The sequence below is a fragment of the Bacteroidales bacterium genome, assembly GCA_016707785.1.
GTDB lineage: Bacteria > Bacteroidota > Bacteroidia > Bacteroidales > UBA4417 > UBA4417.
Genome location: JADJGZ010000031.1, coordinates 1 through 26583, shown reverse-complemented (window position 1 = coordinate 26583; position 26583 = coordinate 1). Strand labels below are relative to the sequence as shown.

Annotated in this window: 21 protein-coding genes and 3 pseudogenes; 4 read left to right on the top strand and 20 right to left on the bottom strand. The window is 39.8% G+C overall.

Going from position 1 to position 26583, the window contains the following annotated elements; genetic code table 11:
• Nucleotides 1-522: 522 nt before the first annotated feature.
• The 16 genes and pseudogenes from IPH84_15495 to ung form a co-directional block, all read right to left on the bottom strand.
• Nucleotides 523-684 (bottom strand): hypothetical protein, encoded by a 162-nt coding sequence (locus IPH84_15495; protein MBK7174590.1) that lies wholly within the window; start codon nucleotides 682-684, stop codon nucleotides 523-525.
• Nucleotides 685-751: 67 nt separating this feature from the next.
• A pseudogene (locus IPH84_15490) lies at nucleotides 752-1132 on the bottom strand (hypothetical protein).
• Between the two features lie 121 nt (nucleotides 1133-1253).
• A pseudogene (locus IPH84_15485) lies at nucleotides 1254-1981 on the bottom strand (phosphate ABC transporter ATP-binding protein).
• Between the two features lie 80 nt (nucleotides 1982-2061).
• Nucleotides 2062-2565 (bottom strand): ABC transporter permease subunit, encoded by a 504-nt coding sequence (locus IPH84_15480; GenBank protein MBK7174589.1) that lies wholly within the window; start codon nucleotides 2563-2565, stop codon nucleotides 2062-2064.
• Nucleotides 2552-2935, bottom strand: a complete 384-nt coding sequence (locus tag IPH84_15475) for a hypothetical protein (GenBank protein ID MBK7174588.1) — start codon at nucleotides 2933-2935, stop codon at nucleotides 2552-2554. Before IPH84_15475 ends, IPH84_15480 begins: the two co-directional genes overlap by 14 nt.
• Before the next feature lie 53 nt (nucleotides 2936-2988).
• A pseudogene (gene pstC / locus IPH84_15470) lies at nucleotides 2989-4186 on the bottom strand (phosphate ABC transporter permease subunit PstC).
• Nucleotides 4187-4393: 207 nt separating this feature from the next.
• Nucleotides 4394-5218 (bottom strand): phosphate ABC transporter substrate-binding protein, encoded by an 825-nt coding sequence (locus IPH84_15465; protein MBK7174587.1) that lies wholly within the window; start codon nucleotides 5216-5218, stop codon nucleotides 4394-4396.
• A gap of 76 nt (nucleotides 5219-5294) precedes the next feature.
• On the bottom strand, nucleotides 5295-6641 hold the full coding sequence (locus IPH84_15460; GenBank protein ID MBK7174586.1) for a hypothetical protein: 1347 nt from the start codon (nucleotides 6639-6641) through the stop codon (nucleotides 5295-5297).
• Nucleotides 6642-7137: 496 nt separating this feature from the next.
• Nucleotides 7138-8475, bottom strand: coding sequence for an NADP-specific glutamate dehydrogenase (gdhA, locus tag IPH84_15455; protein MBK7174585.1), 1338 nt, complete (start codon nucleotides 8473-8475; stop codon nucleotides 7138-7140).
• A gap of 223 nt (nucleotides 8476-8698) precedes the next feature.
• Nucleotides 8699-9382, bottom strand: a complete 684-nt coding sequence (locus IPH84_15450; GenBank protein ID MBK7174584.1) for a toxin-antitoxin system YwqK family antitoxin — start codon at nucleotides 9380-9382, stop codon at nucleotides 8699-8701.
• A gap of 45 nt (nucleotides 9383-9427) precedes the next feature.
• A complete protein-coding gene (locus tag IPH84_15445; protein MBK7174583.1) occupies nucleotides 9428-11413 on the bottom strand; it encodes a glycosyltransferase family 39 protein in 1986 nt (661 codons plus the stop codon).
• Nucleotides 11414-11478: 65 nt separating this feature from the next.
• Nucleotides 11479-12246, bottom strand: a complete 768-nt coding sequence (gene rlmB, locus IPH84_15440) for a 23S rRNA (guanosine(2251)-2'-O)-methyltransferase RlmB (GenBank protein MBK7174582.1) — start codon at nucleotides 12244-12246, stop codon at nucleotides 11479-11481.
• Nucleotides 12247-12378: 132 nt separating this feature from the next.
• On the bottom strand, nucleotides 12379-13638 hold the full coding sequence (locus IPH84_15435) for a GWxTD domain-containing protein (protein MBK7174581.1): 1260 nt from the start codon (nucleotides 13636-13638) through the stop codon (nucleotides 12379-12381).
• A gap of 77 nt (nucleotides 13639-13715) precedes the next feature.
• Entirely contained in the window at nucleotides 13716-14672 is a 957-nt protein-coding gene (locus IPH84_15430) for a peptidoglycan DD-metalloendopeptidase family protein (GenBank protein ID MBK7174580.1), read from the bottom strand.
• Nucleotides 14673-14760: 88 nt separating this feature from the next.
• Nucleotides 14761-15771, bottom strand: coding sequence for an AmmeMemoRadiSam system radical SAM enzyme (amrS, locus tag IPH84_15425; GenBank protein MBK7174579.1), 1011 nt, complete (start codon nucleotides 15769-15771; stop codon nucleotides 14761-14763).
• A 6-nt stretch (nucleotides 15772-15777) separates the two neighbouring features.
• Nucleotides 15778-16449, bottom strand: a complete 672-nt coding sequence (ung, locus tag IPH84_15420; protein ID MBK7174578.1) for a uracil-DNA glycosylase — start codon at nucleotides 16447-16449, stop codon at nucleotides 15778-15780.
• A gap of 424 nt (nucleotides 16450-16873) precedes the next feature.
• On the opposite strand from ung, the gene IPH84_15415 reads away from it, so the two are divergent.
• A complete protein-coding gene (locus tag IPH84_15415) occupies nucleotides 16874-17662 on the top strand; it encodes a hypothetical protein (protein MBK7174577.1) in 789 nt (262 codons plus the stop codon).
• Between the two features lie 51 nt (nucleotides 17663-17713).
• On the opposite strand, the gene IPH84_15410 is transcribed toward IPH84_15415, so the two are convergent.
• From IPH84_15410 to gcvT, 4 genes are all read right to left on the bottom strand, one after another.
• Nucleotides 17714-18961: an MFS transporter gene (locus IPH84_15410; GenBank protein MBK7174576.1), complete on the bottom strand. Its 1248-nt coding sequence runs from the start codon at nucleotides 18959-18961 to the stop codon at nucleotides 17714-17716.
• Nucleotides 18962-19019: 58 nt separating this feature from the next.
• Nucleotides 19020-21071, bottom strand: coding sequence for a dihydrofolate reductase (locus IPH84_15405; protein MBK7174575.1), 2052 nt, complete (start codon nucleotides 21069-21071; stop codon nucleotides 19020-19022).
• A 61-nt stretch (nucleotides 21072-21132) separates the two neighbouring features.
• Nucleotides 21133-21867 (bottom strand): 2-phosphosulfolactate phosphatase, encoded by a 735-nt coding sequence (locus IPH84_15400; GenBank protein MBK7174574.1) that lies wholly within the window; start codon nucleotides 21865-21867, stop codon nucleotides 21133-21135.
• Nucleotides 21868-21928: 61 nt separating this feature from the next.
• Nucleotides 21929-23017, bottom strand: coding sequence for a glycine cleavage system aminomethyltransferase GcvT (gene gcvT, locus IPH84_15395; protein MBK7174573.1), 1089 nt, complete (start codon nucleotides 23015-23017; stop codon nucleotides 21929-21931).
• Between the two features lie 246 nt (nucleotides 23018-23263).
• On the opposite strand from gcvT, the gene IPH84_15390 reads away from it, so the two are divergent.
• The 3 genes from IPH84_15390 to IPH84_15380 all read left to right on the top strand — a co-directional run.
• The gene (locus IPH84_15390) at nucleotides 23264-24259 is read left to right on the top strand and encodes a Gfo/Idh/MocA family oxidoreductase (GenBank protein ID MBK7174572.1); all 996 of its coding nucleotides are present in this window, start codon (nucleotides 23264-23266) and stop codon (nucleotides 24257-24259) included.
• Between the two features lie 30 nt (nucleotides 24260-24289).
• Nucleotides 24290-25186 carry a hypothetical protein gene (locus IPH84_15385; GenBank protein ID MBK7174571.1) on the top strand — a complete coding sequence of 299 codons (897 nt, stop codon included), beginning with the start codon at nucleotides 24290-24292 and terminating at the stop codon, nucleotides 25184-25186.
• Between the two features lie 8 nt (nucleotides 25187-25194).
• The coding region (locus tag IPH84_15380; GenBank protein ID MBK7174570.1) for a sugar transferase at nucleotides 25195-26583 on the top strand (1389 nt) is incomplete at its 3' end.

The window sequence follows — 26583 nt, the reverse complement described above, 5'->3', positions numbered from 1 at the left end:
CTTTTCTGGCTAATTGAATTTTGCTCCCATTCTATACACCGGATATTTTTTCCTTATCAATTTGCAAGTCGCCTGCGATCCAGTATGCCAGATTCATCTTTAGCCTGTTGATGGCCTCTCATCAGGGAATTGACTTTGTATAAGCACAGCGGGTTAGGTTTGTGATAAAATCATCTCCCCGGCATCCAGGCTGAGAATTTGGGTAAAATCTTCATTCCTGGCGGTAAAGAACACTATTAAGGTATCTTGTTAAGCGATCACTTTTTTGTTCGCGACAGGTTTCCCCAATACCATCCATTTTGCATCATGATCTCCAGTAAAATAAGCTTGAAGGTTTTGTTCTGCTTTTGCGCAGCATCATTATCAGCTGTGATCACTGTGATAACCTTCTTTTACGTAAATTATATCCAACAAAATCCGGATATCAGCTTCATCATCAACAAGAAGGATTGTGATAATATTTGACATAAGACTAATCTTAAAGTAATTTAATACTTTCCTATTTCTTTAATTTGCTGTGTTTCACAATAATTGCATCAAATAAATCAATTCTTCTGCAATATTGGTAATATTATGATCCCTGCTCGTTCGTTTTCTGATGATAGAAAATGCATCCAGTAAAATAGCAGCATCATCAGGTTTATTTTTAACATTGTTAGATAATTGCGGGATTTCTGCATTCATTTTATCCAATTGTTATCATCTTTCCCGAACAATCCTTTAACCATTTTACGGTCTCTTTCGAATGCCCCTAGAGCTTTACAGAATCATAGTCCAGGCTATAAACAACATTTGCAGTCTCTACCAAGCCAAGGCCACTATTCAGCTTCGTCTCAACAAGTTCTGCAGGCCACTCTTTCTCAACCTTTTCCCCTGGCTGTTTTGCAATAGCATTTGCATAATCGCCTATCCTTTCAAGGTTATAATTAATCTTCAGTACGGAGAGCGGGAATCTCAGATCGATAGCAACAGGGTTTTGCAACATGATAATATTTTCGCAATCCATATCGATTTTAAGCTAAAAGGCATCCACCATTTTTCTCGTTGGCCCGAACTTCCTTTGCAAGGTCTTTCCCCATTTATCAATGCCAGTCCTGGGCCATTCCATCTGGCTAGATACAAGATTCCACATCTGGATGGGTCTTCCTAAGATTGTTAGATTTGGAATCTAAATGTGTATGATTTTACTTCATTTAAAATTATCACTTTCATTATTTTACTGGTAAAAATCTTCAGAGCAAACCATTTTCTGATCAGCAAATCTTCCGGGTAATATAATTCTGGGTTCGTTCCTGGCTTGGATTCAAGAAAATTTTTCTGAGTAAGATCGTGTTCGATGAGTTCTCAGGTAGAAAAACCTGTAATCGCTTATTCTTCCAGCTTGCTGAAGATTATGGTACACAATCAGGATAGTGAATTTTTTCAACTCAAATACGAGTTCTTTAATTTTCGCGGTGGAGATGGGATCAAGAGCAAAGCCGTTCATCCATAAGTATAAGTTTCGGCTCTACTACCAAGTGCGCGTGCTATGTAAAGTCTTTTGTTGTCCGCAAGAAAATCGCCTATGGCTGACTTTTCAGATTGTCCTCACTTCATCCCAGAGGCGGCTTGTTTCAGCGAACGTTCGACTACTCATCGAGCGTTCTTCTGTCGTTAACACCATTTACTCTTAAGCCGTAAGCAACATTTTCATAAATAGATTTGGGAAAGGGTTAGGTTTTGAAAGACCATCCATTTGTTTCCGGATTTCATCGATTTTCACTTCACGTGAATAAATATTCTGTCCATCAACAGTGATAAGTCCTTCGAGCCTAAAACTGCTGATCAGGTCATTCATTCGGTTAAAGAGTCTGAGGAAGGTAGATTTACCGCAACCTGACGGACCAATGAGTGCTGTCACCGTATTGGGCTCAAACTCTATATTGATATCTTTCAAGGCAGCATAATCGTCATACCATACATTTCACTTTCTTTGCTTCAACCTGTATCATTATTCTATTTACTTTTATTTCTCTAAAATTAGTTGCAACATCACCTAATAAACCTATTTCCAGATCAACCTTAAGGTTTTTGTGTGTTAATCCATTTTGACTCTTTTTTGCAAGCCAAGCCGAATAAAAAAAAACTTGCCGTAGTATTAATAATAAGCACAATTGCGATCAGAACGAAAGAGTACCATAGGCCATTGGCCTTGATTCTTCCATGTTTGTACCGCTGGTTGACAGCACATAAAGATGGTAAGGCAGGGCCATTACCTGATCTGATAATCCGGTTGGCAACTTGGGCAGGAAATAGACTGCTACCGTAAATAAAATAGGAGCAGTTTCCCCTGATACTCTTCCGATAGAGAATGAGCCCCGTAATAATATTTGGATAAGCTACTGGCAGAACTACCCTTCGAATCGTCTGCAATTTTGTAGCACCTAAGGCATAACTTCCCAACCTTAAAGAGTCATCCACTGATTTCAGGGCCTCTTCAGTTGTTCTGATTACTACAGGTAAGGTAAGCAGTCCGAGAGTGAGAGAACCTGCAATAATTGAGTCGCCGAATTCAAGATAATTCACAAACAAAGCCATCCCAAAAGTCCGAATACAATGGTTGGAATACCGGACAAGTTATTATCAATACCCTGATAAACCTTTTAAACCAGGAATCTTTCAGGTATTCATTGGTGTAAATTCCACTAAGCACACCAATTGGGAAAGCAAATACCATGGATCCAAGGACCAGGCATCCTGTTCCAACGATAGCAGGGAATATACCACCCTTTGTCATTCCGTCTTCAGGCATAGACGTAAGGGAATTCCCAACTGATAACAGAAATCCCCTAACGGCGATAAACCCTAGGATTGAAAAAAGTATTCCTACGACAATGAGGCTTACCAACCCAAAGGATGTAAATGCCACTTTCTGTATTAATTGCTTCTTTGTCACTTTTTGTAATTGAAATTATTGCCTCAATATGCGTTTAATTATAGTTTCAGCCACTATCTTTTTCTGTTACTGTTTTTAATAAACTCAACAGTGAAATTGATGATAATGGTAAAGATAAAGAGTACGATCCCTAGTGCAAAAAGGGCTTTAAAATGCAAGCCCCCGTAAGGTGCTTCTCCTAATTCGGCAGCAATGGTAGCAGGAATTGTTCTTGCGGGGACGAGGAAAGAGTGAGGAATATTGATGCATTACCTGTTACCATGCGTACTGCCATGGCCTCACCGATGGCTCTGCCAATTCCAAGAATGATGGCTGTTGAAATTCCGGATTTGGCATAAGGGATTACCACCCTGACCAATGTTTGCCAACGGGTAGCACCTAAGGCAAGACTTGCTTCCTTGAGCGATTGAGGAGTTGTTCGTATTGAATCTTCAGTAATTGTGATGATAGTTGGCAAAGCCATGATACCCAGAACAATACTTCCCGCCAACACTGTTTCTCCCACTTCAAGTTTGAAAAGTTGCTGTACCAGGGGTACAATAATGATTAAACCGAAAAAGCCAAAAACCACTGAAGGAATTCCTGCCAGTAGTTCAACTACAGGTTTCAATAAATTCCTGACTTTCATACTTGCCACTTCTGCCATATATAAGGCAGTTGCAATACCCAATGGTATGGCGAACAATAATGCTCCGAGAGTAACCATGAGAGTACCCACGATCATAGGCCAAATCCCATAACTAGGGATAGGTTCAGAAGTCGGGTACCATTGTTGTCCGAAAATGAAATCCCTGAGTGATATATCTTTTACTTTTATTGTATGCCCTCCAAAATTTTCAGGAAGATTTTTTTCGGAGATGTACATGATTGCACCGGGGTTTTCCTGATAAAATCATCAAACTTCATTGGAAGAAATTCAAGATTGGCACCAAGTTCTTCTTCTGAATAATAATTAGTGATGTCAGAAGTAGTAAAGAGGATAATACTGTCATTGTTACCACCAACATCTTTCCAGTTAGTGATATCCTGGTTAAAGATTAATTTTACCTGGGTGGCATTGAGTTCCTTGATAGGATTTACTTCACTAACTTCAATTACAAAATTAGTCTCGAGTGGTGATGCCTGAAAGATCCCAATCCCTTCCCTGAAGAGGAAAACAATGATCAGGATGACTGTTAATGAAGTAATAGTGCTGCTGGAAAAAAGCACTCCTTCAATAAAATGTTCAAATACTTTCCTAAATTTTTTCATTCTGCATCTTTCTCATTCATTCTATTCAACCTTAACAAATAAATTTACTCCTTTTCAGTTTTGTATATAAATTAATACAAAAAAAAATCTGGTTTATTCATTCTAACTAATCGTCACATTTTGTTAAGAATAAAAAAGGAAGGAATATACAATTAGTATTTCCTTCCTTTCAAACCTCAATTTATAAGTTAATTTTTATCACAAATATTATTTAACCGGCACATAACCTTCATCCGCCACTATTTTTTGTCCTTCGGCAGAAAGTATGAAATTCAGGAAAGGAAGAATAGTCTTTTCGGTTTTTACCAGGTAATAATAGTAAAGAGGACGGGTAATAGGATACTTCTTACTCTTGGCATTTTCAACACTTGGCTTTACAAAAGTTTTGCCTTTATCATAAGAAACATCGATTGCTTTTACACTTTTTTCAAGGTAAGCTAATCCTACATAACCGATGGCTCCTTTAGTCTGGCTTACACTCTGGACAATAGCACCGGTGGCTGGCATTAACAAAGCAGATGATGCATAGTTTTTCTTATTCAGGACATGTTCTTTGAAAAATTCATAGGTACCAGAACTGGTTTCCCTTGAATACACAACAATCTTGAGGTCATCCCCTCCCACTTGCTTCCAGTTGGTAATTTTTCCAGTAAAAATTCCTTCCAATTGTTCACGTGTTAATTTCGCAACCTTATTTGAAGGATGAACGATAGCTGCGAGAGCATCAAATGCAATAATGGTTTCCTTGAAGGCTTTACCGGCATCATTCAGTTTCATTTTCTCATCAAGTTTTAAACTTCTTGATGATTGAGCTATATCTGTAGTTCCGCTTAGCAAAGCTGAGATACCAACTCCAGAGCCACCACCAGTTACCATGATTGAAGCGTTGGAGTTTTTCTTCATATATACTTCTGCTTCTTTTTGTGTAAGGGGCAAAACAGTGTCACTGCCTTTTACCTTAAAACTCACCTTTTGAGCTTGAATGGAGGTTGCAAAAGCAACTACCATCATAAACAAGATTAAATTTTTCATCGTCATTTTTTTTACAAATTACCTTTAATTTTATTATTTCAATCTTAAGCCAATGTTAATTTAATATTAACTCTGACTAGAATTTATACTGGACTCGCAGCGTAAAAATATTATCTTTCAAGTCCTTAGAGTAATTATTTACAGAATTTGTGCCAGAGATCCCTGTAGTTTCGTTCTTAACAATTTCATAATAAGCCATTAATTTCACCTGGCTATTAAAACGATAATTCCAGCCTAATCCAAGTGTACTGTATTGTATGTCAGCATTGCTAAGTCCGGTAGATTTCCCGGCATCCGATTTACTTTTGATTTCATTACCGGAAACTTTGGTATTGGGATCGAGCCAATCATATTTAAATACCAGCTGGTGTTTTGACTGTCCGATGGATTGAATAAAATACACATATCCCCCGGTGAATTGCCTGACATAGGTATCATAATCAGGAGCGGTTCCCGAGGCTATGCTGTTACTGCTGGTTTTCCCTCCTGGTTGGTCGCCCATCAGATATTCAGCACGGATGGTTGAAATCCCTATTACAGAGAAAAGGCTGAGTTGAAGATCAACCCCTGTATATTGTCTTTTTGCAAACTCAAATTTATTGGAACTGGTTGAATCCACTAAAAACCCTAATGTTGAACCATCGGCCATTGTTCCCGGGGTATAAATGAATTTAGTACCCTGCAGAACGCTTCCATTGTAATATGAAACACCCATTCCATATTTAAATGTCTCGGCGCGGTTTGCTTTTGAAAATCCCAATCTGCCGATGAAATCCTTTTTCTTATCAAATTCACTGTTGATTCCATTTCCCACGAATAAACCTGCATCCAGGCGGATAAAATCGAATCGGCTTCCTTTCATAGGCTGTAAGGTGATCTTAGCACCTAAATCACGTTCACCCGGGAAAAGAGTTTGGAATATCCTGGCACGCTCCGGTGTTTCGCGGGCACTGGAGGAATAGGTAATTTCATATCCAAACGGACGGTCGAAAACGCCTGCTGTCAGAGTAGCAAACTGGGCCCAGGGTTCGCGAACAGTAATATATGCATCTTTAATTGCAACTCCTTTTTCTGTTCCATCCAACTGTAAGACATAGGTAGAGAATTCATTCTCATAGGAAAACTTTATCCTTCCTCTTCTCACAGCAAAACGGTTATCGCTGTATTTTGGCATCGCGCCACCTGAGAAAACGGTGGATGAACCGATTGTATCAGCAATTTGCCATTGTCCCTGGATATAACCGGTAATTTTCAATCGTTTCAGCATTTCCACATCTGACTTTAATGTCTCAATTTTCCCATTCAATGTATCAACAACCTCAGGAACTAGAACTTCTTCCTGGGCTTTAAGGGTCAATGAAGAGAATGAAAATAAGATAGTTGCTACAATTAAAAGCAAGCTTTTCCTGCATAAAATATTCATACTATTGTTTTTTAGTGGTTTGACCCTGCAAAGTAAAGTCGCCTATCTTACCTGTTAATTAATTTCGTATTAACATAATGTTAACTCCTTAAGGATATAGTAACAATAGCTTGATAATTGAAAAGCCACTCAAACTATAGGTATACAGTGATACCAGTTTAAGTGGCTAATCATATCATGAGAAGTTCAGGAGTAAAAAAGTACTATCGAGTTTTTAGCAGTTTGTAAGATTTCATTTTATTGCCGATTACCACCGATTTTAATGGGTTGGATATTGTAAAACTGATGCTTTATCCTCCAGACACTTTGCATGCCTGGCTCTTACTCCTGAATGGAGTACCTTATATAACCGTAATTGTTTTAAGAAATTAATATTCTATTAACAAACCAGTTAATCAATGGGAATTGCATAAAAATAATATCCTGTAGTTTATTTAAAAAAAAAGCCACCCTGTGAAGGAGTGGCTTTTATCAATTAACCGCTTAAAAAATACTATCAGAGTACACCCTGATCAAGCATGGCGTTAGCCACCTTCAGGAAGCCTGCAATATTGGCACCCTTAACATAGTTAACATAACCATCGGGTCCTTTACCATATTTCACGCAGGACTCATGAATATTACGCATGATTTGGTGTAAGCGTTGATCCACTTCTTCAGAGTTCCAATTTAATTTCATTGAGTTCTGGCTCATTTCGAGACCTGAAGTGGCAACTCCACCGGCATTAACAGCTTTACCAGGTGCGAAGAGGATTTTAGACTCGTGGAATTTTTCAATGGCTTCAGGTGTTGAAGGCATATTGGCACCTTCAGCAACACAGATACAACCATTATTAACCAAAGTCTGGGCATCTTCCTTTCCTAATTCGTTCTGTGTAGCACAAGGCAGAGCGATGTCGCATTTAACTTCCCATGGGCGTTTTCCCTGAACAAATTGTGCATTAGGGAATTCATAGGTATATGGTTTTACGATATCCTGGTTTGAAGCACGAAGTTCAAGCAGGTACTCAATTTTTTCTCCACTGATGCCATCCGGATCATAAACGTATCCATCAGGTCCTGAAATGGTAACTACTTTACCACCCAGCTGGTTTACTTTTATAGCAGCACCCCATGCAACGTTACCGAAACCTGAAATTGCTACTGTTTTTCCTTTGAAATCAGTACCCATGGTCCTGAGCATTTCCTGGGCGAAATATACAGCGCCAAAACCGGTAGCTTCCGGACGGATCAAACTACCGCCCCAGTTGATGCCTTTACCTGTTAAAACGCCGGCATGCTCCCTGGTTAGTTTCTTGTACATTCCAAACATAAACCCAATTTCACGTCCTCCAACACCAATGTCACCAGCGGGAACATCAGTTTCAGGGCCGATCATTTTCCATAATTCCAGCATGAAAGACTGGCAGAAACGCATAATTTCTGCATTTGATTTGCCTTTTGGGTCAAAATCAGAACCACCTTTTCCACCACCCATAGGTAATGTTGTAAGGCTGTTTTTGAAAATCTGCTCGAAGCCGAGGAATTTCAGGATACTAAGGTTAACGGAAGGGTGGAAACGCAAGCCGCCTTTATAAGGGCCGATTGCATTGTTGAACTGTACCCTGTAACCAAGATTTACATGAACCTTGCCATGGTCATCCATCCAGGGAACTTTAAAGGTGAGAATACGGTCTGGCTCCACCAGGCGCTCCAGGATTCCTGCCGACTCAAACTGAGGGTTCTCATTGTAAACTTCTTCAATTGACTCAAGAACTTCACGAACTGCCTGCAAATACTCAACCTCACCGGGATGTTTTTTCTCCAGCTCGGTCATCATTTTTTCGACTTCCATGGTAACGGAATTTTAAGTTTATTGTTTCTGTTATATTTGTTACATTGTTAACTAAATAACAAGACAAAGGTATTATTTTAAGTAAATCACCTAAAAAATCAGTAAAAATTATAATGATTCCAAATAAGGCATATTAGTGGAAATTTATTCGGGGAACCCTGATCTTTAAAAAGCCCATCCAGTAATAATTCTGCGTGATAATTGCATCATGTTTTCAAAAGGATTATTCTCCTTTAATCAACTTATCCTTCTGATAAATTTTCTGAGAAATGATTTTACCAGTGTTATCAAACTCCGTTTCCTCACCATGTTTGAGATTTGCCTGGTAATTTACTTCCCGCTTTTTCACGCCCATGGCATCAAAAGCCACCAGCAAACCGCTTCCTTTATCAAAGTCTCCCTCTCCTACCCTATTGCCTTTTTCATCAAAATAACTCCATTTACCCTGGAATAATCCTGCGTCATAATTACCCTCAATTTTTGGCACCCCTGATGGATACCAGAGCTTGTAATCACCATGCAGAGTATCATTCCGGAAATTCTTTTCTTCAATCAAATTTCCAAATTCATCCCAATAAGAGGATTTTCCATTTTTCAGTCCCCCGATATAGTTCTCTTCTGCCTCTTTATTGCCATTAGCAAACCACCTTGTCATCAGGCCATTTAGCTTATCATTCTTGTATTCGGCCTGTTGCTGAAGGGTACCCGTTTCGAACCACATCCGGAAAGTTCCATCTAATTTCTTTCCCAGGAAAGTCTGTTCAATTCTTGGATTTCCAGAGGGATACTTTTCAATGACAGTCCTATGGCATGAAGATAATAAAAACAAAGACAACAAACCCAGAAAAACACGCATCAGCAGATTAAAATTAAAGATAGAAAGGATTAAGCCTTTAAATATATTCATGCCTGGCAGTATTGAGTTTAATATAGATACAAACCCGGAAGATTATTAATCTTTAGAGCCCCATTTTTCCTGATCCGAATCAAACGGATTATGGTTATCATACCTAAAGATGGATAATTTCAGGTTATCAATCTGCAAAGTTTTCTTACCAGGATTCCAAATGTATGCCTTGATCTTATTACTAGTACATAACTCTCCCTCAATATCCATGCTTTTAGATAATGTTATAAAGGAATCTTCACTCGTAAAAGCCTTATCAAAATGCAGGGATTTCCATACAACGGATTTTCCATCCTCAGAATCAATAGAAATCACCAGCATTGCACCCGATAGAGTTTTGCTCAATCTCGCATCCACTGAGGCAATGATTTTCAATGCCCCGTAATCTTTAAAATCATCCAGTTTTCTTTCTATGGCAGGGCTGAATTCAATTTCCGGAGTAAACTTGAAAAACAAGCTATCAGAGTCTTTTTCAGCTTCTTGTTGAGTGTTAGCCTTGAAGTTGTTGGAATCAGCGTATAACCGGGTCAGTTGCAAGCCCGGCTCAAAAAGTGTACCCTCTTTCTTACCAAAAAGTGTGATTTTTGAGTATTTCCCATATTGAATACTTTCAACAATCCATGGATAGGCTGACCGTATAATATCTTCAACTCCTTCCGGGGAAGGTTTTGTCCAGGCATAAATGAAATATGGTTTATTTGAATAGGTAAGCAGACTATCTAATTTCTGATAATCAGAGTCCTCCTGGATATGGTACAATTCGAAAGAAGTCTCATATTTCATCCTGTCGAAATAATAATCAAGATAGTATGGACTGTTTGTTATTACTACTTTATCCATGTTTCCTGCACCAAACTTTTTCTCCCAGTTCTTTGTGGTTTCAGCAATGTCTTTAAACTCTCCGAAATGCTGACTACTGTAATATCTGTTTACAAAAAGGGTCCCGAAGATCCCAAGAACCAGGTAGATACCCAGTAATATCTGCTGTACTTTGCCAAAATGATTTCCCCCTCCCATGAAAAGCAACATGATGATGAAAGGAAAGGTAAAGATCAGGACCGGATGCTGCAGAACCGGGCTGACAAGGATTGAATAAATGAATCCAATAATCATTGGAATAAAGAACCATGCCAGGGCCAGTGACATCATTCCTTTCTCATTCTTAAGCATTTTACCCTGCCAACTTACCAGGATTGAACTAAAAGTAATGGTAAGAATAGCAAATACTGAGTCGTTCAGTATATAATTAAGGTGTCCGAGTACCCAGGTAGGATGTGGCTTGCCTAACCATAATCCGACACCCTTAAAAGTGAGATGATTTAAAGTAATGGCCAGATGTGGAAGGAAGAGAAGAACTGCAAGTACTCCCGTACCAATATAATACTTCAGCAGGCTCCGCTGTATAAAAAAGAAGCCCGAAATACCAACCATCACAGCCATCAGAAAGCTGAAATAATGATTATACATGCAGAGAGAAGTAGCCAGGAGGTATCCGGAAAAATCCAGTAACAAATTCCATCCTGTTTTTGTTTCAGATTCTTTACGCTGGACTATTCTCAGCCAGAAATAAACCATTAATAATCCGAAGAAAAGTCCTGAGCTATACGGACGGGCTATCTGACTATACAAAAGTGGAAATTGAAGAAATGCCAGAGATGCTGACGTAAAGAGGCCAGCTACTGTTCCGAACATTCTTTTTGCAACAAGATACGAGAACCAAACTGAGCCTATGCCAAAAATCACAAAAGGAAATCGGAGGGAAGCTTCAGTAATACCGAAAATCTTAGACCAATACCACAAGAAAACCTGAATCCCACCAGGATGCCCATCCACGAAAAAACCATATTTCACCAGGTCGCTAAAGGTATCAACCCTTAACCTGTTAATGGCACTTAACTCATCATTAGAGAAGGAAAATCCCGAATAATCATAAAACCGTAAAATTGTAGCTACCATCAGGATCGCTCCGATAGCAATCCATTCCGGGGTTAGTTTCCAACCTGAAAATCCTTGTTTATTTGGCTGCTTCATATCTGGAATATGATATTAATATTCAATGTATGAAAGTATCCATGAAAAGTAAAGTCGACTAGTCTTTAGTGTATTTGTCGTTGCCGCAACGCTTCAAATATTATGACACCAGCGGCAACTGAAACATTCAATGATCCTGTTAATCCTGATAAAGGTATGCGAAGTTTTAAGTCACACATTTTCAGGTACTCAGGAGATATACCATCTTCTTCTGAGCCTAGAATAAAAACTTGAGGGCCTGTAAGATCAGCAGCATAATAATCAGCACTTGCATGTTCTGTTATAGCTGTAATTGTAACCCCTGATTCTTTAAGGTACTGTATTGTTTCTTTCAGGTTTGGGCTGCGATGAACCGGAAGGTTATTTAAAGCCCCTGCAGATGTTTTTATGGTATCAGCATTGATTTGGGCAGAACCACGGGAAGGAAGAATCAATGCATGCATACCGGCACATTCTGCGGTCCGGGCAATTGCTCCAAGGTTTCGAACATCCGTTACACGATCCAGCATCAGCAAGAAAGGCACTTCACCCTTCTCATAAATATCCATGAGCACATTTTCTATTGGCTGATAATCAATCAGAGAAACAAAAGCAACAACTCCTTGATGGATTCCCCTGCATAAACCATCAAGTTTATCTGAAGGAACTTTCTGAACAGGGACTTCGAGGGTTGCAGCCAGCGACAATATCTGCCTGGTCACTGTACTTTTTCCATCTCTCTGAATGAGGATTTTTTCAATTTCCTTACCTGCTTCAAGGGCTTCCAACACAGGATGAATCCCATAGATCATGTTCCCGGGCTGTTTTGGCTTTTGTCGTTTACTGAATTCCATACGCGAATTATTAGTTCAACCTCCTACAATCCTGAATTAATAGATTTCCTGACTCCACTTCTTTCAACGTCAATAATGAATAGCAAACTTTATCTAACTTAATAATATCGTATAAAAGGCAATCACAGTATATTATCGCCTCCAGAGTTGAACTGCATTATACCAGTAAGACTTATAGTTTTGTTGACGTAGCATAATGTAATCGTTGGTAGTAAAGGGATTCTCTACCCTAAGAAAGGTAAATTGCAAGGAACGGTTATTATTTGTTTCACCATAGGTCCAATACTCTTCAAAATCGGTACGATACAAATGGTTTGGCGGGCCAAAGATAATATAGATTATCCCACGGTCACTCTTCCATCCTTCACAAAAGGAAAAGAAAAACCTGTTTGCCTCTTCTACTCTGCCATAATAGCTGCGAATCATCTCTACAGCCCTATCCGCCCCTCCTGTATTTGCGACCCAAAAGCTATCCACTGTTTCCTTAGGATATGTTGATCTCCACATCTTTTCAAACTCCTGGTTAGAAGTAATATATCGCAAGTTTTCCAGCATACGACGAGGATTTGAAATTCCCGGGTATCCCTGGTAAGTTCTGAACAAAGTAAATCCTTCAGGCCTGGAAGTATCAGACTGAATATGGTAAAACCCCTGCCGGGAGAGTTTAAAGAAGTCACTTCTTCCATTTTTTAAACTCAGGATAAAACTACTATCTTTTTTATAATCAAAAAGGGGGCGTTGCTTTTCGATGAATGGTGGTACTGCTGCAGGAAACTGATGGTAATAAACTTTACATATCAGGCTTTTAAGTGTTGTATCAGTAGAATGAACCCGTAGGTATTGATCGTCAGAAAATAACTCATCATAAATCATTTCTCCGGATTCATTTTCACAATAAAACCATCCGCTGGCTGACCTATTAGATTTTTCAAGTGAGAGTATTTCTACAAAAGATTTCTGGTTTCCAAGGTCAGTCAGAGTAAGTTTCAGGATGTAATTTCTTCCTGACTGAGCATGAAGTTTGTACTGATGATATAGGGAATTGGCTGATTTATCCAGAATTTCAGTGATGATAAAACTTGCACTATCAACAGGTGATTTACTTTGGTAATCATTAAACAGGGAATATTCAATTTTTACCTTATGCATCTTTTGATTTGATTCCTTATCTGTCCAAACAGATAGTTGCTGTTTCGGGAATTTCAGGAAGCATTGAGTAATGCTATCGTCCAGATTTATTAACTTACTCTCAAATCCCGGGGGACGTTGGGTCGGGGAATAAAGGGAATTGATATCAAAGCGGGAGAGTAAACCCGGAGAAGAACAGGATGACACCATGATTAGCATCACTATTCCAAGCCCTATCCTTTTCAACCATAGTGGAATTGACATGCTGGCTGGTCATCAAATGTAAAACAATGCTGAAGATGGATTTGCAGAATCAGATCTGCACTGATTCGGTTGGTTGACTATTTAATCCTGAGTTTGGTACCCAATTTAAGCACCTTGGTAGATTTAATTCCATTCAGGGCGCAGATCTGTTTTACAGAAGTGCCATATTTCCTTGAAATAGCATATAAGGTATCCCCGCTCCTGATGGTATGATATTTCTTTGATCCTTTTGTACTTTTTGATTTTCCTGATACTGTTTTGTCAATATCAGTTTCTGTTGTCTTATTCAAACCTGGTAAATAATCACGTGTTCTTCCGAAGGTATGTGCGGTAATAACGAGGGTATCCTGAAGTAATGAAAAATGCTCAAAATCAATCAATTGTTTAGGATTGAAAGCCTGGCCACGGAAACGTGTTTCGAAATGGAGATGATTACATGATGCCCTGCCTGTGCTACCACCTAGTCCGATGAGGTCGCCAGCCTGAACCACCTGGTTTACCTTCACCTTTATCCGGGACAAGTGACCATACAGCGTTTCAAGTCCATTATAATGGCGAATCACAACGCAATTACCATATCCGGCGTAATACCTCGCCATCCTGACTACACCATCAAATGCTGATACTACAGTATCATGCAGGTTGAGTTTAAGGTCCACACCGGCATGCACCCTTCGGCCTCTGTATCCAAACGGAGATAAAAGTTGCCCGTTGCTGGGAAATACAAAATTTCCGGTACCATCCGGAATCAGAGGCAGTAATATGGAGTCCGTTACTGAAGGCAATGGATCTGAATATCGCCGAACATAAAGCGTATCCCAGGAAGAATAGAAAGTATTCAAAGGTGAGAAATTCATTTCTGCAGGAAGAATGCTACTGCTGGGAGGCAAATTTACCGGGGCTTCTTCAACTGTACTTTCTTCCATTCCACCTACCGGTTCTTCTGAAAGTTGCTGAGCATTTACTACATTAATAATGAGCATAAACACACTCATTAATGCTATGTTCCAATGTTTGCCCAGCTTTTTCCTCATCGTTGACCCCTAAAGTTAATATTCAAATTATACACTTCTTTACATGTGTATTGGCCAAAAATACGATAAAAATTACTAACTTCCTTTGTTAAAAATTCTGAAAAGCAAGTTTTTTGCAATTCAGACAGCTTCCAAATTCATTGATTCCGTGTTTTAATACCTTGTATCCCAGGCGGGAAATCAAAAGTTGTCCACAATCAGGGCAATACGTATTATTCAATTCATTTGGCAAATTTCCCACATATACAAAATCAAGATATTTCAGAGCGATATCCTTGAATTTCATTAAAGTTGAGGAAGGTGTCGGGGGTTCTTCTGACAGGTACTTTGGATAATAAGCTGAAAGATGCAGTATAGTTTCCTTTCCCAGGTGATCAGCCATCCAATGAGTCATTGATTCAAAATGAACAGGATCATCATTGAGCCCGGGAATCACCAGGTTAACAACTTCCAGATGGCGTCCGGCTTTCCGGATGATTTCCAGTGATTGAAGGACCGGAGCCAGGGAGCCTTTGAGTATTTTTTTATAGAATTGTTCAGTAAACCCCTTCAAATCTACACTGAAAGCATCAATGAACCCGGTAAAACCAATTAATGGTTCCGGATTGATAAACCCATTGGTAACCATTATGGTCTTCATCCCCCTCGATTTCAGTATTAATGAGACATCCTGGATAAATTCATACCATATGGCGGGTTCATTATAAGTGAATGCCACCCCTATATTATTGACTGAGAGCCCTGATATTGAAGCGATTGCAACCGGGCTGTATTCTTTAAGGAATGTTGAGTCCTGAACTTCTACCTGCGATATCTCACAATTCTGGCAGAATGTACATCTCAGGTTACATCCGACAGATCCGATTGAGAGTACAGATTTACCCGGGAAAAAGTGATAAAGTGGCTTTTTCTCTATCGGATCCAGGTGCAATGATGACAATTGTCCATAAATAAGTGTGTTCAACTTGCCTTCATAATTCTGCCGAACACGGCAAATCCCTATCTGGCCTTCATTCAGCATACATTTATGCGGACAAAGCAGGCAAAGGACTTTTTGATTCTCTCTCGCTTCAAACCATAAGGCCGGATGGAGTTTCATAGTCTTTTATATCAATGACCAATCCACAGGAGCTATTCCTGATTTAGACAAGAAGTTATTAGTAGCAGAAAAGTGGCGGCATCCATAGAACCCCCGGTACACAGAGAATGGTGATGGATGAGCTGCTCTTAAAACCAGGTGTTTTGTTTCATCTATCAAGGAAACTTTTGCCTGGGCATAATTCCCCCACAATAAGAAAACAATTCCTGATTTCTTCTCTGAAATTAGTGAAATAACTCGATCTGTGAATAACTCCCATCCCTTGTTTTGATGTGAACCTGCCTGATTAGACCTGACTGTTAATGTTGCGTTTAGCAATAGAACCCCTTGTGCGGCCCATTTTTCCAAATTTCCATTTAGAGGCTCTTGTATCCCCAGGTCATCCTGTAATTCCTTAAAAATATTTACCAGGGAAGGCGGTTTTCGTACTCCATCAGGTACAGAAAAACATAAGCCATGAGCCTGTCCCGGACCATGATATGGATCCTGCCCCAGAATAACAACTTTTACTGAGTGAAATGGAGTTGAATTAAAGGCTGCAAATATTCTTGAACCTGGAGGGTAAACTGTATATACTTTTCTTTCTTCCAGGAGAAACTCCTTCAATTGTAAGAAATAGTCCTTTCTGAATTCTTCTTCCAGTACTTCAAGCCAAGAAGCCTCAATCCGGGGAGTCACCTGTTCCATGTATATACTGCATTTATAGGATGCTGACCGCAACTATCATGTCACATCCTCAATGATTATCAAATTTCAGCTATTTAGAAATAATATTTATTCTTTTCCCAACAAATTTCACAACATATTTGACATAATGTAGTTATTATATTGGAAAATGTAGATATTTTTGTGAACATAAACCCGGGTACATACCTGACTCATTATTAAAACATGAAAAAAATTGCATCATTTCTCGCCATTATCGTCCTACTAAGTTTACTCCTCCAGTCTTGTGGTGTTTCTGAGCAATGTGCTGCTTATGGCGAGCATAAACGTTACCGTGTTGAGAGTCGGTAATCATAATTAAATTTTCATTGCCCGGACATTTCCGGAATTTTCATTTCAATTCCACTTAACTTTGTGAAAAGTTATTTTTGGTGTTATGCGGTTTATCAGCATCGTAGCAATTCTTTACCTATTTCTGGCAACTTTCCCACTTCAAGTTTCTGCACAGGAAACGGATGATGATCAGGATACTGTCAGTAATGGGATCATCCTGTTAAAGGAGAGATCCGGATCCGTGATGTTGCATACTCTGGGATATGGATTAGGCTACAGAACCGGCTATAACAAGAGTTACTTCACCCGTAGAATCTTAGAATTCGACTTATTAGAGATGAGGTCTCCTAACCAGGAAAAAACGTATAACGATAACTTCCTGAATCCGAAGTTTTACTATTACGGAAAACTCAATAATCTATACATCTTAAGAGCCGGTGTCGGTCAGCAACACCTGTTGAATCGCAAACCTTACTGGGGAGGCGTGGAAGTTCGTTACTTCTATTCAGGCGGACTATCGCTGGGACTGGCCAAGCCTGTCTATTTATATATTTCTTATTACCGGTCTGACTTTATCATTTTTGCTACCAAGACCGAAAAGTTCGATCCTGAACTTAACTACCCGGTCACTACTCCTGATTATACCTTTGATATTTATGGCCGGGCTCCTGTTTTCACTGGATTCAGTGAAATAAAACCCTATCCGGGACTATATTTCAAAGGCGGGTTTAGCTTTGATTATGGAGTATTGAATGATCGGGTTAAATCACTGGAAATCGGGATTGTCATAGATGGTTATCCAAAAGGAGTGCCAGTGATGGCTTTTCGTGATCCTTACCATTTCTTCCTTACCGGCTACTTTAGTTTTCACTTTGGGAAGCGATTCAATTAATCCGATTTTGCTTCTTAGCTGATTCTCTTCATTGCGGGCATCCAACCCGGATCAGAGTTTATTAATTTCCAGCTTTCTAAGCTTTGGAGCAAATCTTGAAGTGACTGCAACCACCAGTAGGGTCATAGAACCACCAAAAATGACGGAGGGTATAAGTCCGAGCAGTTTGGCTGCAACCCCCGACTCAAAAGACCCCAATTCATTGGATGAGCCGATAAAAATGCTATTGACAGCGGCAACCCTCCCCCTCATCTCATCAGGAGTATAAAGTTGCATGATGGTCCCACGGATTACTACGCTAATATTGTCGAAAACTCCACTCAGAATGAGCACAAAAAGGGAGAGGTAAAAGTTGTGTGACAAGGCAAAAACAATGATGCAGAGTCCAAAACCGGTGATTCCGGCAAAGAGTTTATATCCTGTTCTTTTAAGAGGCGGATGATAAGCCAGGTACATCGACATAAGAACAGCTCCCAGTGCAGGCGCAGCTCTCAGCATTCCCAGTCCCTGGGGACCAACCATCAGGACTTCTGCAGCAAAAACAGGCAGTAGTGCAACAGCGCCACCGAATAGCACAGCAAACATATCAAGAGCCATTGCACCTAACAGAATTTGCTGACGATAAACAAACCGGATACCATCCAGGAGGCTATTAAGGAGTTTTTCATTCCCCTTGCCCTTTGGCAGAGGGATAGTCTTCATCTTCATAAAAAGGAGAAAACTCATCAGAGCCATTACTACCACAATTACATAGGCAATTCTTATTCCTGCGAAACCATAGATCAAGCCTCCCAAAGCAGGGCCAGAAACGGCGGCAATATGCCAGACCGTGCTATTCCATGTGGATGAATTTGAATACAGCTCCCTTGGAACTATCTGTGCCATATATGCAGATTGTGCAGGGTAGAAAAATGCCCTTGCAAGGCCCGTAAGAGCTATCACGATATACAAGGGAATAAGATTCGGGGAATTAGCTGTAGAATTGTATTGAAAACTAAAGAATAACAACCATCCCGCACAAATAATGTAGGTAAAAACTGATATCAGAATGATCTTTTTCCGATTGACTCTATCCGCAATATGGCCGGCATATAAAGCCAATGTCAGAAAGGGGATGACTTCAGCAAGGCCTATCATTCCGAGGAGCAAAACATCTTTTGTCAGCTCGTAAATTTGCCAGCCAACAATGACTGACTGCATTTGTATGGCGATAGTGAGGAAAAACCTTCCCATGATGAACCATCGGAAATCGGGGATTTTCCAAACAGCATAAGCATCATGATCAGATGGACGGATCATTGACGATAGGAATCAATCAAATTTTCCATAGTATGACGACTGAATAACTGGTACTTGATTAATTCCATGTAGGCAGGAATGAATAATTCTTTGAGTAATCCAGCATTTGCAAGGAGTAATCCATCGGATATTCTACTGTGACGTCTACTACTTTGCCCTCCTTTTCAACCAATTTAAATACCGGGTTAATGAAACCTCCATAGGGTGCAATATTCAATCTGCCAAACCTCAGTAAAACTTCGGAATGTAATTTCTGATCAACGACTACACCATAGTTTTCAACTAAAGCCTTCCCTGCATTATAATCTCCTTCGGATTTTATACGTTGAATCTCAGCTAATAATTCACCGAAAAGGCTTCTCAATTTCTCATAATCATTGATCTTAATATAGGTTCTCTGATCTTTCACCACCCATTCAATTACTTTTTCAGATTGTCCTTTTTCAAGGCACCACTTTGAAATCAGCTGCCTGTTCCTCATATGTGCCTGTTCTATGTTTTTCCCGGGTTGTATGCGGGTAAGCTGAGTGATAAGTCCATTCCTTATATAACTGTTATACTCAGTTTTGGCAGCATCCAGGGAAGGTATCACCCCTAATTCAACCATTTTAGGATCCATGATATAATACAAAGCAAAAAGGTCAGCCCTGGCTTCTTCGAGGGCACTTTGGTAATTCTTTAAAGCTTCACTGCTTGTATTGGGGAGAAGCTGACCGGAGCCATGACCCAGGCATTCATGAAGATCAGTATGAACATTGCTTGCCAGTGAGCCATACTTTTTGTATAAATCCCTCTCTGAGTCCGATAGAACAAACTCTTCCAGCATGCCATTACCTAATGCAGCCTGGTCGTATGAATAGGTGATATTTTCAATGGTCACTGATTTGGATCCATGGTCTTTGCGGATCCAGTCAGCATTCGGCAGATTGATACCTATCGGGGTACTAGGATAACAATCGCCTCCCAGTTGAGCTGCTGTGATTACTTTTGCAGATACTCCTTTCACCTTTTGTTTTCTGAAACGAGGATCCACCGGGGAGTTATCTTCGAACCATTGTGCATTGGAACTAATGGTTTCAGCTCTTTTTGTAGCTTCCTTATTTTTAAAATTTACTACTGATTCCCAGGTAGCTTTCCTACTTAAAGGATCTTCATAATTTTCGATAAACCCGTTCACAACATCAATATCACTGGTAAGGTCAGTGACCCACATTACATTGTATTCATCCCAGGTTTTAAGATCACCGGTTTTGTAATAATCGACAAGTTTAAGAAGGGTATTTTTCTGATGTTCATTTTCTGCAACAGCAGCGGCTTTCCCGAGCCAGAAAACAATCTTTTCTATTGCTTCAGAATACAGACCGCCGAGTTTGTACACTTTTTCTACCAGCTTACCATTTTCCTTTACAACTTTTGAATTTAAGCCTAAGGCAATGGGATGTTCAGGATCTGCCTGCTTCATAGAGCCATAAAATGCATCGACTTCTTCTTCTGTAACTCCATCGTAAAAATTAATAGCCGACGCTTTTACAAGATCAGATCCGGAATCAAGACTTACCTTTTTAGGGTAATAAAGGGGGTCAAATATCACAGGAGAAAGTTCAACAACCAGATCCTCAACAGATTTACCATCACGAACCGGGAATTTATCCTGATCACTGTTTTTTATGAGTTCATTGAAATAGTCTTTTGTGAAGCCGGGAAGAATTTTATCTGATGCATAATGGTGATAAATTCCATTGCTGAACCATATTCTTTTAAGGTATACCTCGAATTTCTTCCAACTTTCAGAATTCTTATCCCCTGTATAAGTGGAATAGATATTTTCCATGACTCGTCGTACCGCCAGGTTATATTTCCCATTCTGATCGAACAGAATATCCCGACCACAAACAGCAGCCTGACTTAAGTAGTAGATCATTTCCTTTTGTTTCAGACTAAGTTCATCAAACCCGGGCACCTGGTAACGCATAATTTTCAGGTCGGCAAATTGTTCCAGCAGGTATTTGAAGTCATCTGCAGAAGCTGATGTTTCTTTTGACTCTTTAGGAGTACATGCACTCATGATGATGATCATAGTGGCAGAAAGGGTTAGGAGTAATATTTTCACAATATATAGAATTAGTTATTCAACCGTAACAGTAACAATATGTTTGAATTCAGCCTGAATTTCAAGGAATTTCAACTGAAGAATTAAAATTAATCAATTGTCGTCCATCAAATACAGGAAGGCTCTCTGAAATATTCAAACTGAGACAATGTTTAAGATCTTCCGTTAAGCCCAGGTTCAGGAGTCGCTGGTAATGATCTCCCCGACTGCAGCAGGCTACGATATCTGTGTTATACTTCAACCACATATCTTGAGACATTTCAGCAGCATCACCCGTTGGATGAAACTGAGGAAAGAGAGATAGATTTTGGATAATAGCACCTGCACAAAGGGTATCCTCGAGGCTGATGCTGTCTTTCCAACCGGAACAGAGTATGACTACATTCAAATTAAGTGCATTAAGATAGGACACTGCTTTATCAAGGTTTGTAAATGCTGCTGTTATCAGCGGTCCATGTGGAGCAGCTATGCCAAGTGCCCTGGTACCATTAGTTGTTGAATAGGCAAGGTGTCTCCCTTCGAGGGATGCATTAAGAAAGCGGGTTGGAGAGTTTCCGAAATCAGTAAAATCAACCTTATTTCCATCTCTTTCAGCGGCAGTAAGGAAGTTTTTCGTTGTATAATATCTTAATTGTTCGAGATCGGCTACCGGCACAATGGATTCAATGCCTGAATCAAATGCTGCATTAAAGGCTGATGTAGCACGAAGCACATCCACCACCACTGTAACAAAGGCATGCCTGGTTTCCCGGGCTTCAAATAAAACAGGAGTAAGAATAGCCTCGATTGTTGGCATGAGGAGCTATGTCAGTTAAGGGAACCACAGGATCAGGCTATCTGAACCCGGTAAATGATTTTTAAGCCTTATAAAACGGCATTTTAACCACAGTGGCCTTTAAAGCTTTATCGCGGATCTCAATATAAATATCAGCACCTTCTTTAGCATAAGCTACTGGCACATAAGCCATTCCAACAGCTTTCTTTATGAAAGGCCCCATGGTTCCACTGGTCACTATACCGATTTTCTCCCCTTTTTCATTGCAGACATAATAACCATGACGAGGAATTCCCCGGTCAATCATTTCAAAACCCACCAGTTTCCGTTTTGCACCTTCATTTTTCTGTTTGAGGAGGATATCTTTATCAATAAACTTCTTTTCGGGCGTAAACTTGGTAATCCATCCCAGGCCGGCTTCAATAGGACTGGTATTATCATCTATATCATTACCATACAGGCAGAATCCCATTTCGAGGCGAAGGGTATCCCTGGCAGCCAGGCCAATAGCTTTAATCCCGAATTCAGCCCCTGCTTCCATTACAGCATTCCAAATGACATCTGCATCTTTATTGGCAAAATACACTTCGCATCCACCAGAGCCAGTGTAACCTGTTGTAGAAAAAATCACCTCTTTTACACCGGCAAACGTCAGCTTTTTAAAGGTATAATACTCCATGTCAGTAACAGTAGTATCTGTAAGTTTCTGCATAGCTTTCAGAGCCAAAGGACCCTGAATAGCCAATTGAGAAATTTCATCAGAAGCATTGTACAATTCGGCACCCATGACATTTTGACTTACCAGCCAGTTCCAGTCTTTATCAACATTTGCTGCATTAACCACCAGGAGGTACGTTTCATCATTAATTTTATAAACCAATAAATCGTCCACAATTCCACCCCTGCCATTCGGAAAGCAAGAATATTGCACTTTACCATCTACAAGTTTGGATGCATCATTGGAAGTCACCCATTGAACAAATTCCAGGGCATTTGGACCTTTTACCCAAATTTCCCCCATATGTGACACATCGAATACTCCAAGGCGAGTCCTCACAGTTTCGTGTTCATCATTAATACCTGAGTATTGAACAGGCATATAAAACCCGGCAAATTCAACCATCTTGGCTCCGAGGGCTTCATGGAATTTTGTAAAAGCAGTGTATTTCATGGTATAGATATATTTCAGGCAAATGTATAAAATTGCAGAGAGCAGATTCCAAAAAAGCAGACACAAAATGTTATGAGAACCTGTCTAAATAAGGTGCATTTCATTTTCTCAAAAAAAGTGCTAAAAATATTATCTTAAATGCAACCTTTACATCTGACCTTTGCCCTATTAATCATTGTTCAATGAAAAGGAATAAGATTTTCTGATCAGGCAAGGCGCTTTTTCTACTTTTGCAAAAAAAAGGGTATGTTGAAAATTGGAGTGATTGGGGCGGGGCATTTAGGCAAGATCCACATTAATTGTATTAAACAAATTCCTGATTTCGAATTAGTTGGATTCTTTGATACAAACACTGAGATTGTAGAAAGAATCAAGTCTGAATTTGGAATTTTCCCATTTGAGACGTTTGATGCGCTGATTGATTCAGTGGATGTAGTGGACATAGTTACCCCAACATTTGCCCATTTTGAATATGCAGCTTATGCTTTGAAGAGATTCAAGCATGTTTTTATTGAAAAACCAATCGTTACCACTCCGGCTGAAGCATTACAGCTGATGGATATTGCTCATGAAGCCAATGTAAAGGTACAGGTTGGGCATGTGGAGCGCTTTAACCCGGCTTTCCTTGCAGCCCTGCCTTACTTTGAAACTCCAATGTTCATTGAATCACACCGGCTTTCAGGATTTAATACAAGGGGGATTGATGTTCCTGTTATCCTGGATCTGATGATACATGATATTGATATTGTACTCAATGTGGTAAAGGCCAATATCAGGAAAATCAGTGCCAGTGGTGTATCTGTAATCAGCAGTTCGGCAGATATTGCAAGTGCAAGGTTGGAATTTGACAATGGTTGCGTTGCCAATCTGACAGCCAGCAGGATTTCGTTGAAAACTATGAGAAAATCAAGGTTTTTTCAAAGAGATGCTTATATAGCTGTTGATTTCCTTAATAAAGAAGCAGAAATTGTCAGAATCAAGAACCTGAATGGCAGCAGACCCGATCCATTATTGCCCTTACTGGATCCTGGAAATGGCAAGGATGCAAGACAATTGTATTTTGAGAAACCTGTCATTCAACCTATAAATGCCATACAAACTGAGTTGTCAAGTTTTGCGAAAGCAATACTCAGCAACACTTCACCTCCGGTTACCATCATGGATGGATACCAGGCATTACTGGTGTCGCACCAGATACTCGATAAAGTGAATAACTCCCTGAGTAAACTTCAGATGTTATAAAAGAATAGTAAGACCCACTAATTCCTTAAAATGATTAAAAAATACACACATTGGTTATCCTTGATGATACTGGTAGCACTGAGTTTTGTTATCAGTTCCTGTCAAAAGGTATCCGATCTTGATATACCGTCTTATATTTCGATTGATTCCATCAGTCTGAATGTAACAACGGATCAGGGGACTGCTTCCAATAAAATTGTAGATGCATGGGTATATGCCGGCAATGACCTGGAAGGAGCTTTTGAGCTTCCAGCGAGTTTCCCTGTTCTAAAAGCCGGATCAACCATTTTGAATATTCAACCCGGGATAAAACTCAACGGAATTTCCGAAACAAGGGTCCCCTACCCTTTCTATGACACTATTTCAATAAATGTGACGCTTAACCGTGAGAATGAAGTTGTCCTGGGTCATATCAGTACCCGCTATAAACCATCTACAGTGTTTGGCTGGATTGAAGATTTTGAAGATCCAAATCTTTCACTGGATACAACAGCCAGAAGTTCAATAAAACTTACACGGGTAGGTGAACCATCCCTGTCTTCAGCATTTCCGGGAGAAGGAAATACCTATGCAGCAAAAATCAGCCTGCCAGATGATTCTTCATTTTTTGAGAGTATCAGCCATGATTCTTTCGTCTTTTCAAAAACCTTGCCTGAGGAAAAATCCTATGTATTTCTTGAATTGAATTACAAATCCACTTGTCCACTGACAGTTGGCATGTTTATTTATGGCACCCAACTGACACAACAACCTGTAGTTATCGTAAATCCATCAAGTACATGGAATAAAATCTATATCAACCTTACTCCTACTGTCTCCTTTAATACTGATGCCACGAAATTCAGGATCTACCTGAGTGCGAGAAAGCAGGAAGGAGAAACTGCCGGTGAAATTTTCCTTGATAATATTAAACTGCTGCATTTCTGACAGTAATGATGAATAAAAAACTACATACCGCCAGATATATTATTGCCGATTTGCTGTCAGCTGCACTAGCCTGGAGCCTGTTTTTCTATAGCAGGAAGATCTCCGAAACACCTGCAATCAACGACACACTTCAGTTGGTTTTAAACGACAGGAATTTCCATTTTGGGATCGTGCTGATACCTGCCTTCTGGATGTTTTTATATGCGATGTCCGGCGCCTATCATCGCGTTTACCGTAAAGCAAGAATGCGAGAACTTGGGCAAACCCTGCTGATTACAATTATCGGTGTAATCATCATATTCTTCTCCCTGCTGCTGGATGATGTAATTACCAGTTATAAAAGCTATTATAAATCATTTTTAACCCTGTTCAGCTTCCATTTCTTCCTCACCTTTACTTTTCGTTATATCCTTACCTCAGTTACACTTTATAAACTCAGGCACAGGAAGATCGGGTTCAACACTCTCATTGTGGGAAGCAATGGAAATGCTGTTGCCATTTACAATGAAATTGAGAATCAGCCTGCATCTTCAGGAAACAGGTTTATAGGTTTTGTTCATGCAGTTGAGTATCCCAGTTATAAGCTGGAGGAGTTCATCCCAAATTTCGGACATTACAGGAATTTAAAGAAGTTGATTATGGAAATGGATGTAGAAGAAGTAATCATAGCCACTGAACGTTCAGAACATAAGACTATTGAAAAGATCATTTCGGAAATAGAAGATACCAATGTTGTAATTAAAGTAATACCGGATATGCAGGACTTCTTATTAGGAACAGTGAAGACGACTTCCATCTATCAGACGCCATTGATCCAGGTCTCCTTCGACTTTATGCCACCCTGGCAGTTATCACTCAAGCGCACCTTCGATGTTGTTATAGCTTTAATTGCCATAATCCTCTTAATTCCAGTATATATTTTCTGTTACCTGGGTGTGCTATTTACATCCAAAGGCCCTGTTATCTACCGACAGGAAAGGATTGGCATCAATGGAAAGCCCTTTATGATCCCTAAGTTCAGGTCGATGAAAGTGGGTGCTGAGAATGGCACTCCTATGCTCTCATCCAGGGACGACAGCAGGGTTACACAATTTGGAAGATTCCTGAGGAAAGTAAGGTTGGATGAGATTCCCCAATTCTTTAGCGTGGTGAAAGGAGATATGTCATTGGTTGGTCCAAGGCCTGAGAGGCAATACTATATTAATCAAATCGCGGAACGTGCCCCCCATTACAGGTTGCTCCTGAAGGTAAAACCCGGAATTACCTCCTGGGGACAGGTAAAATATGGATATGCAGAAAATGTTGACCAGATGATTGAACGCCTGAAATTCGACATCCTGTATCTTGAAAATATGTCATTAGCCATGGATTTCAAAATCATGGCCTATACTTTGTTA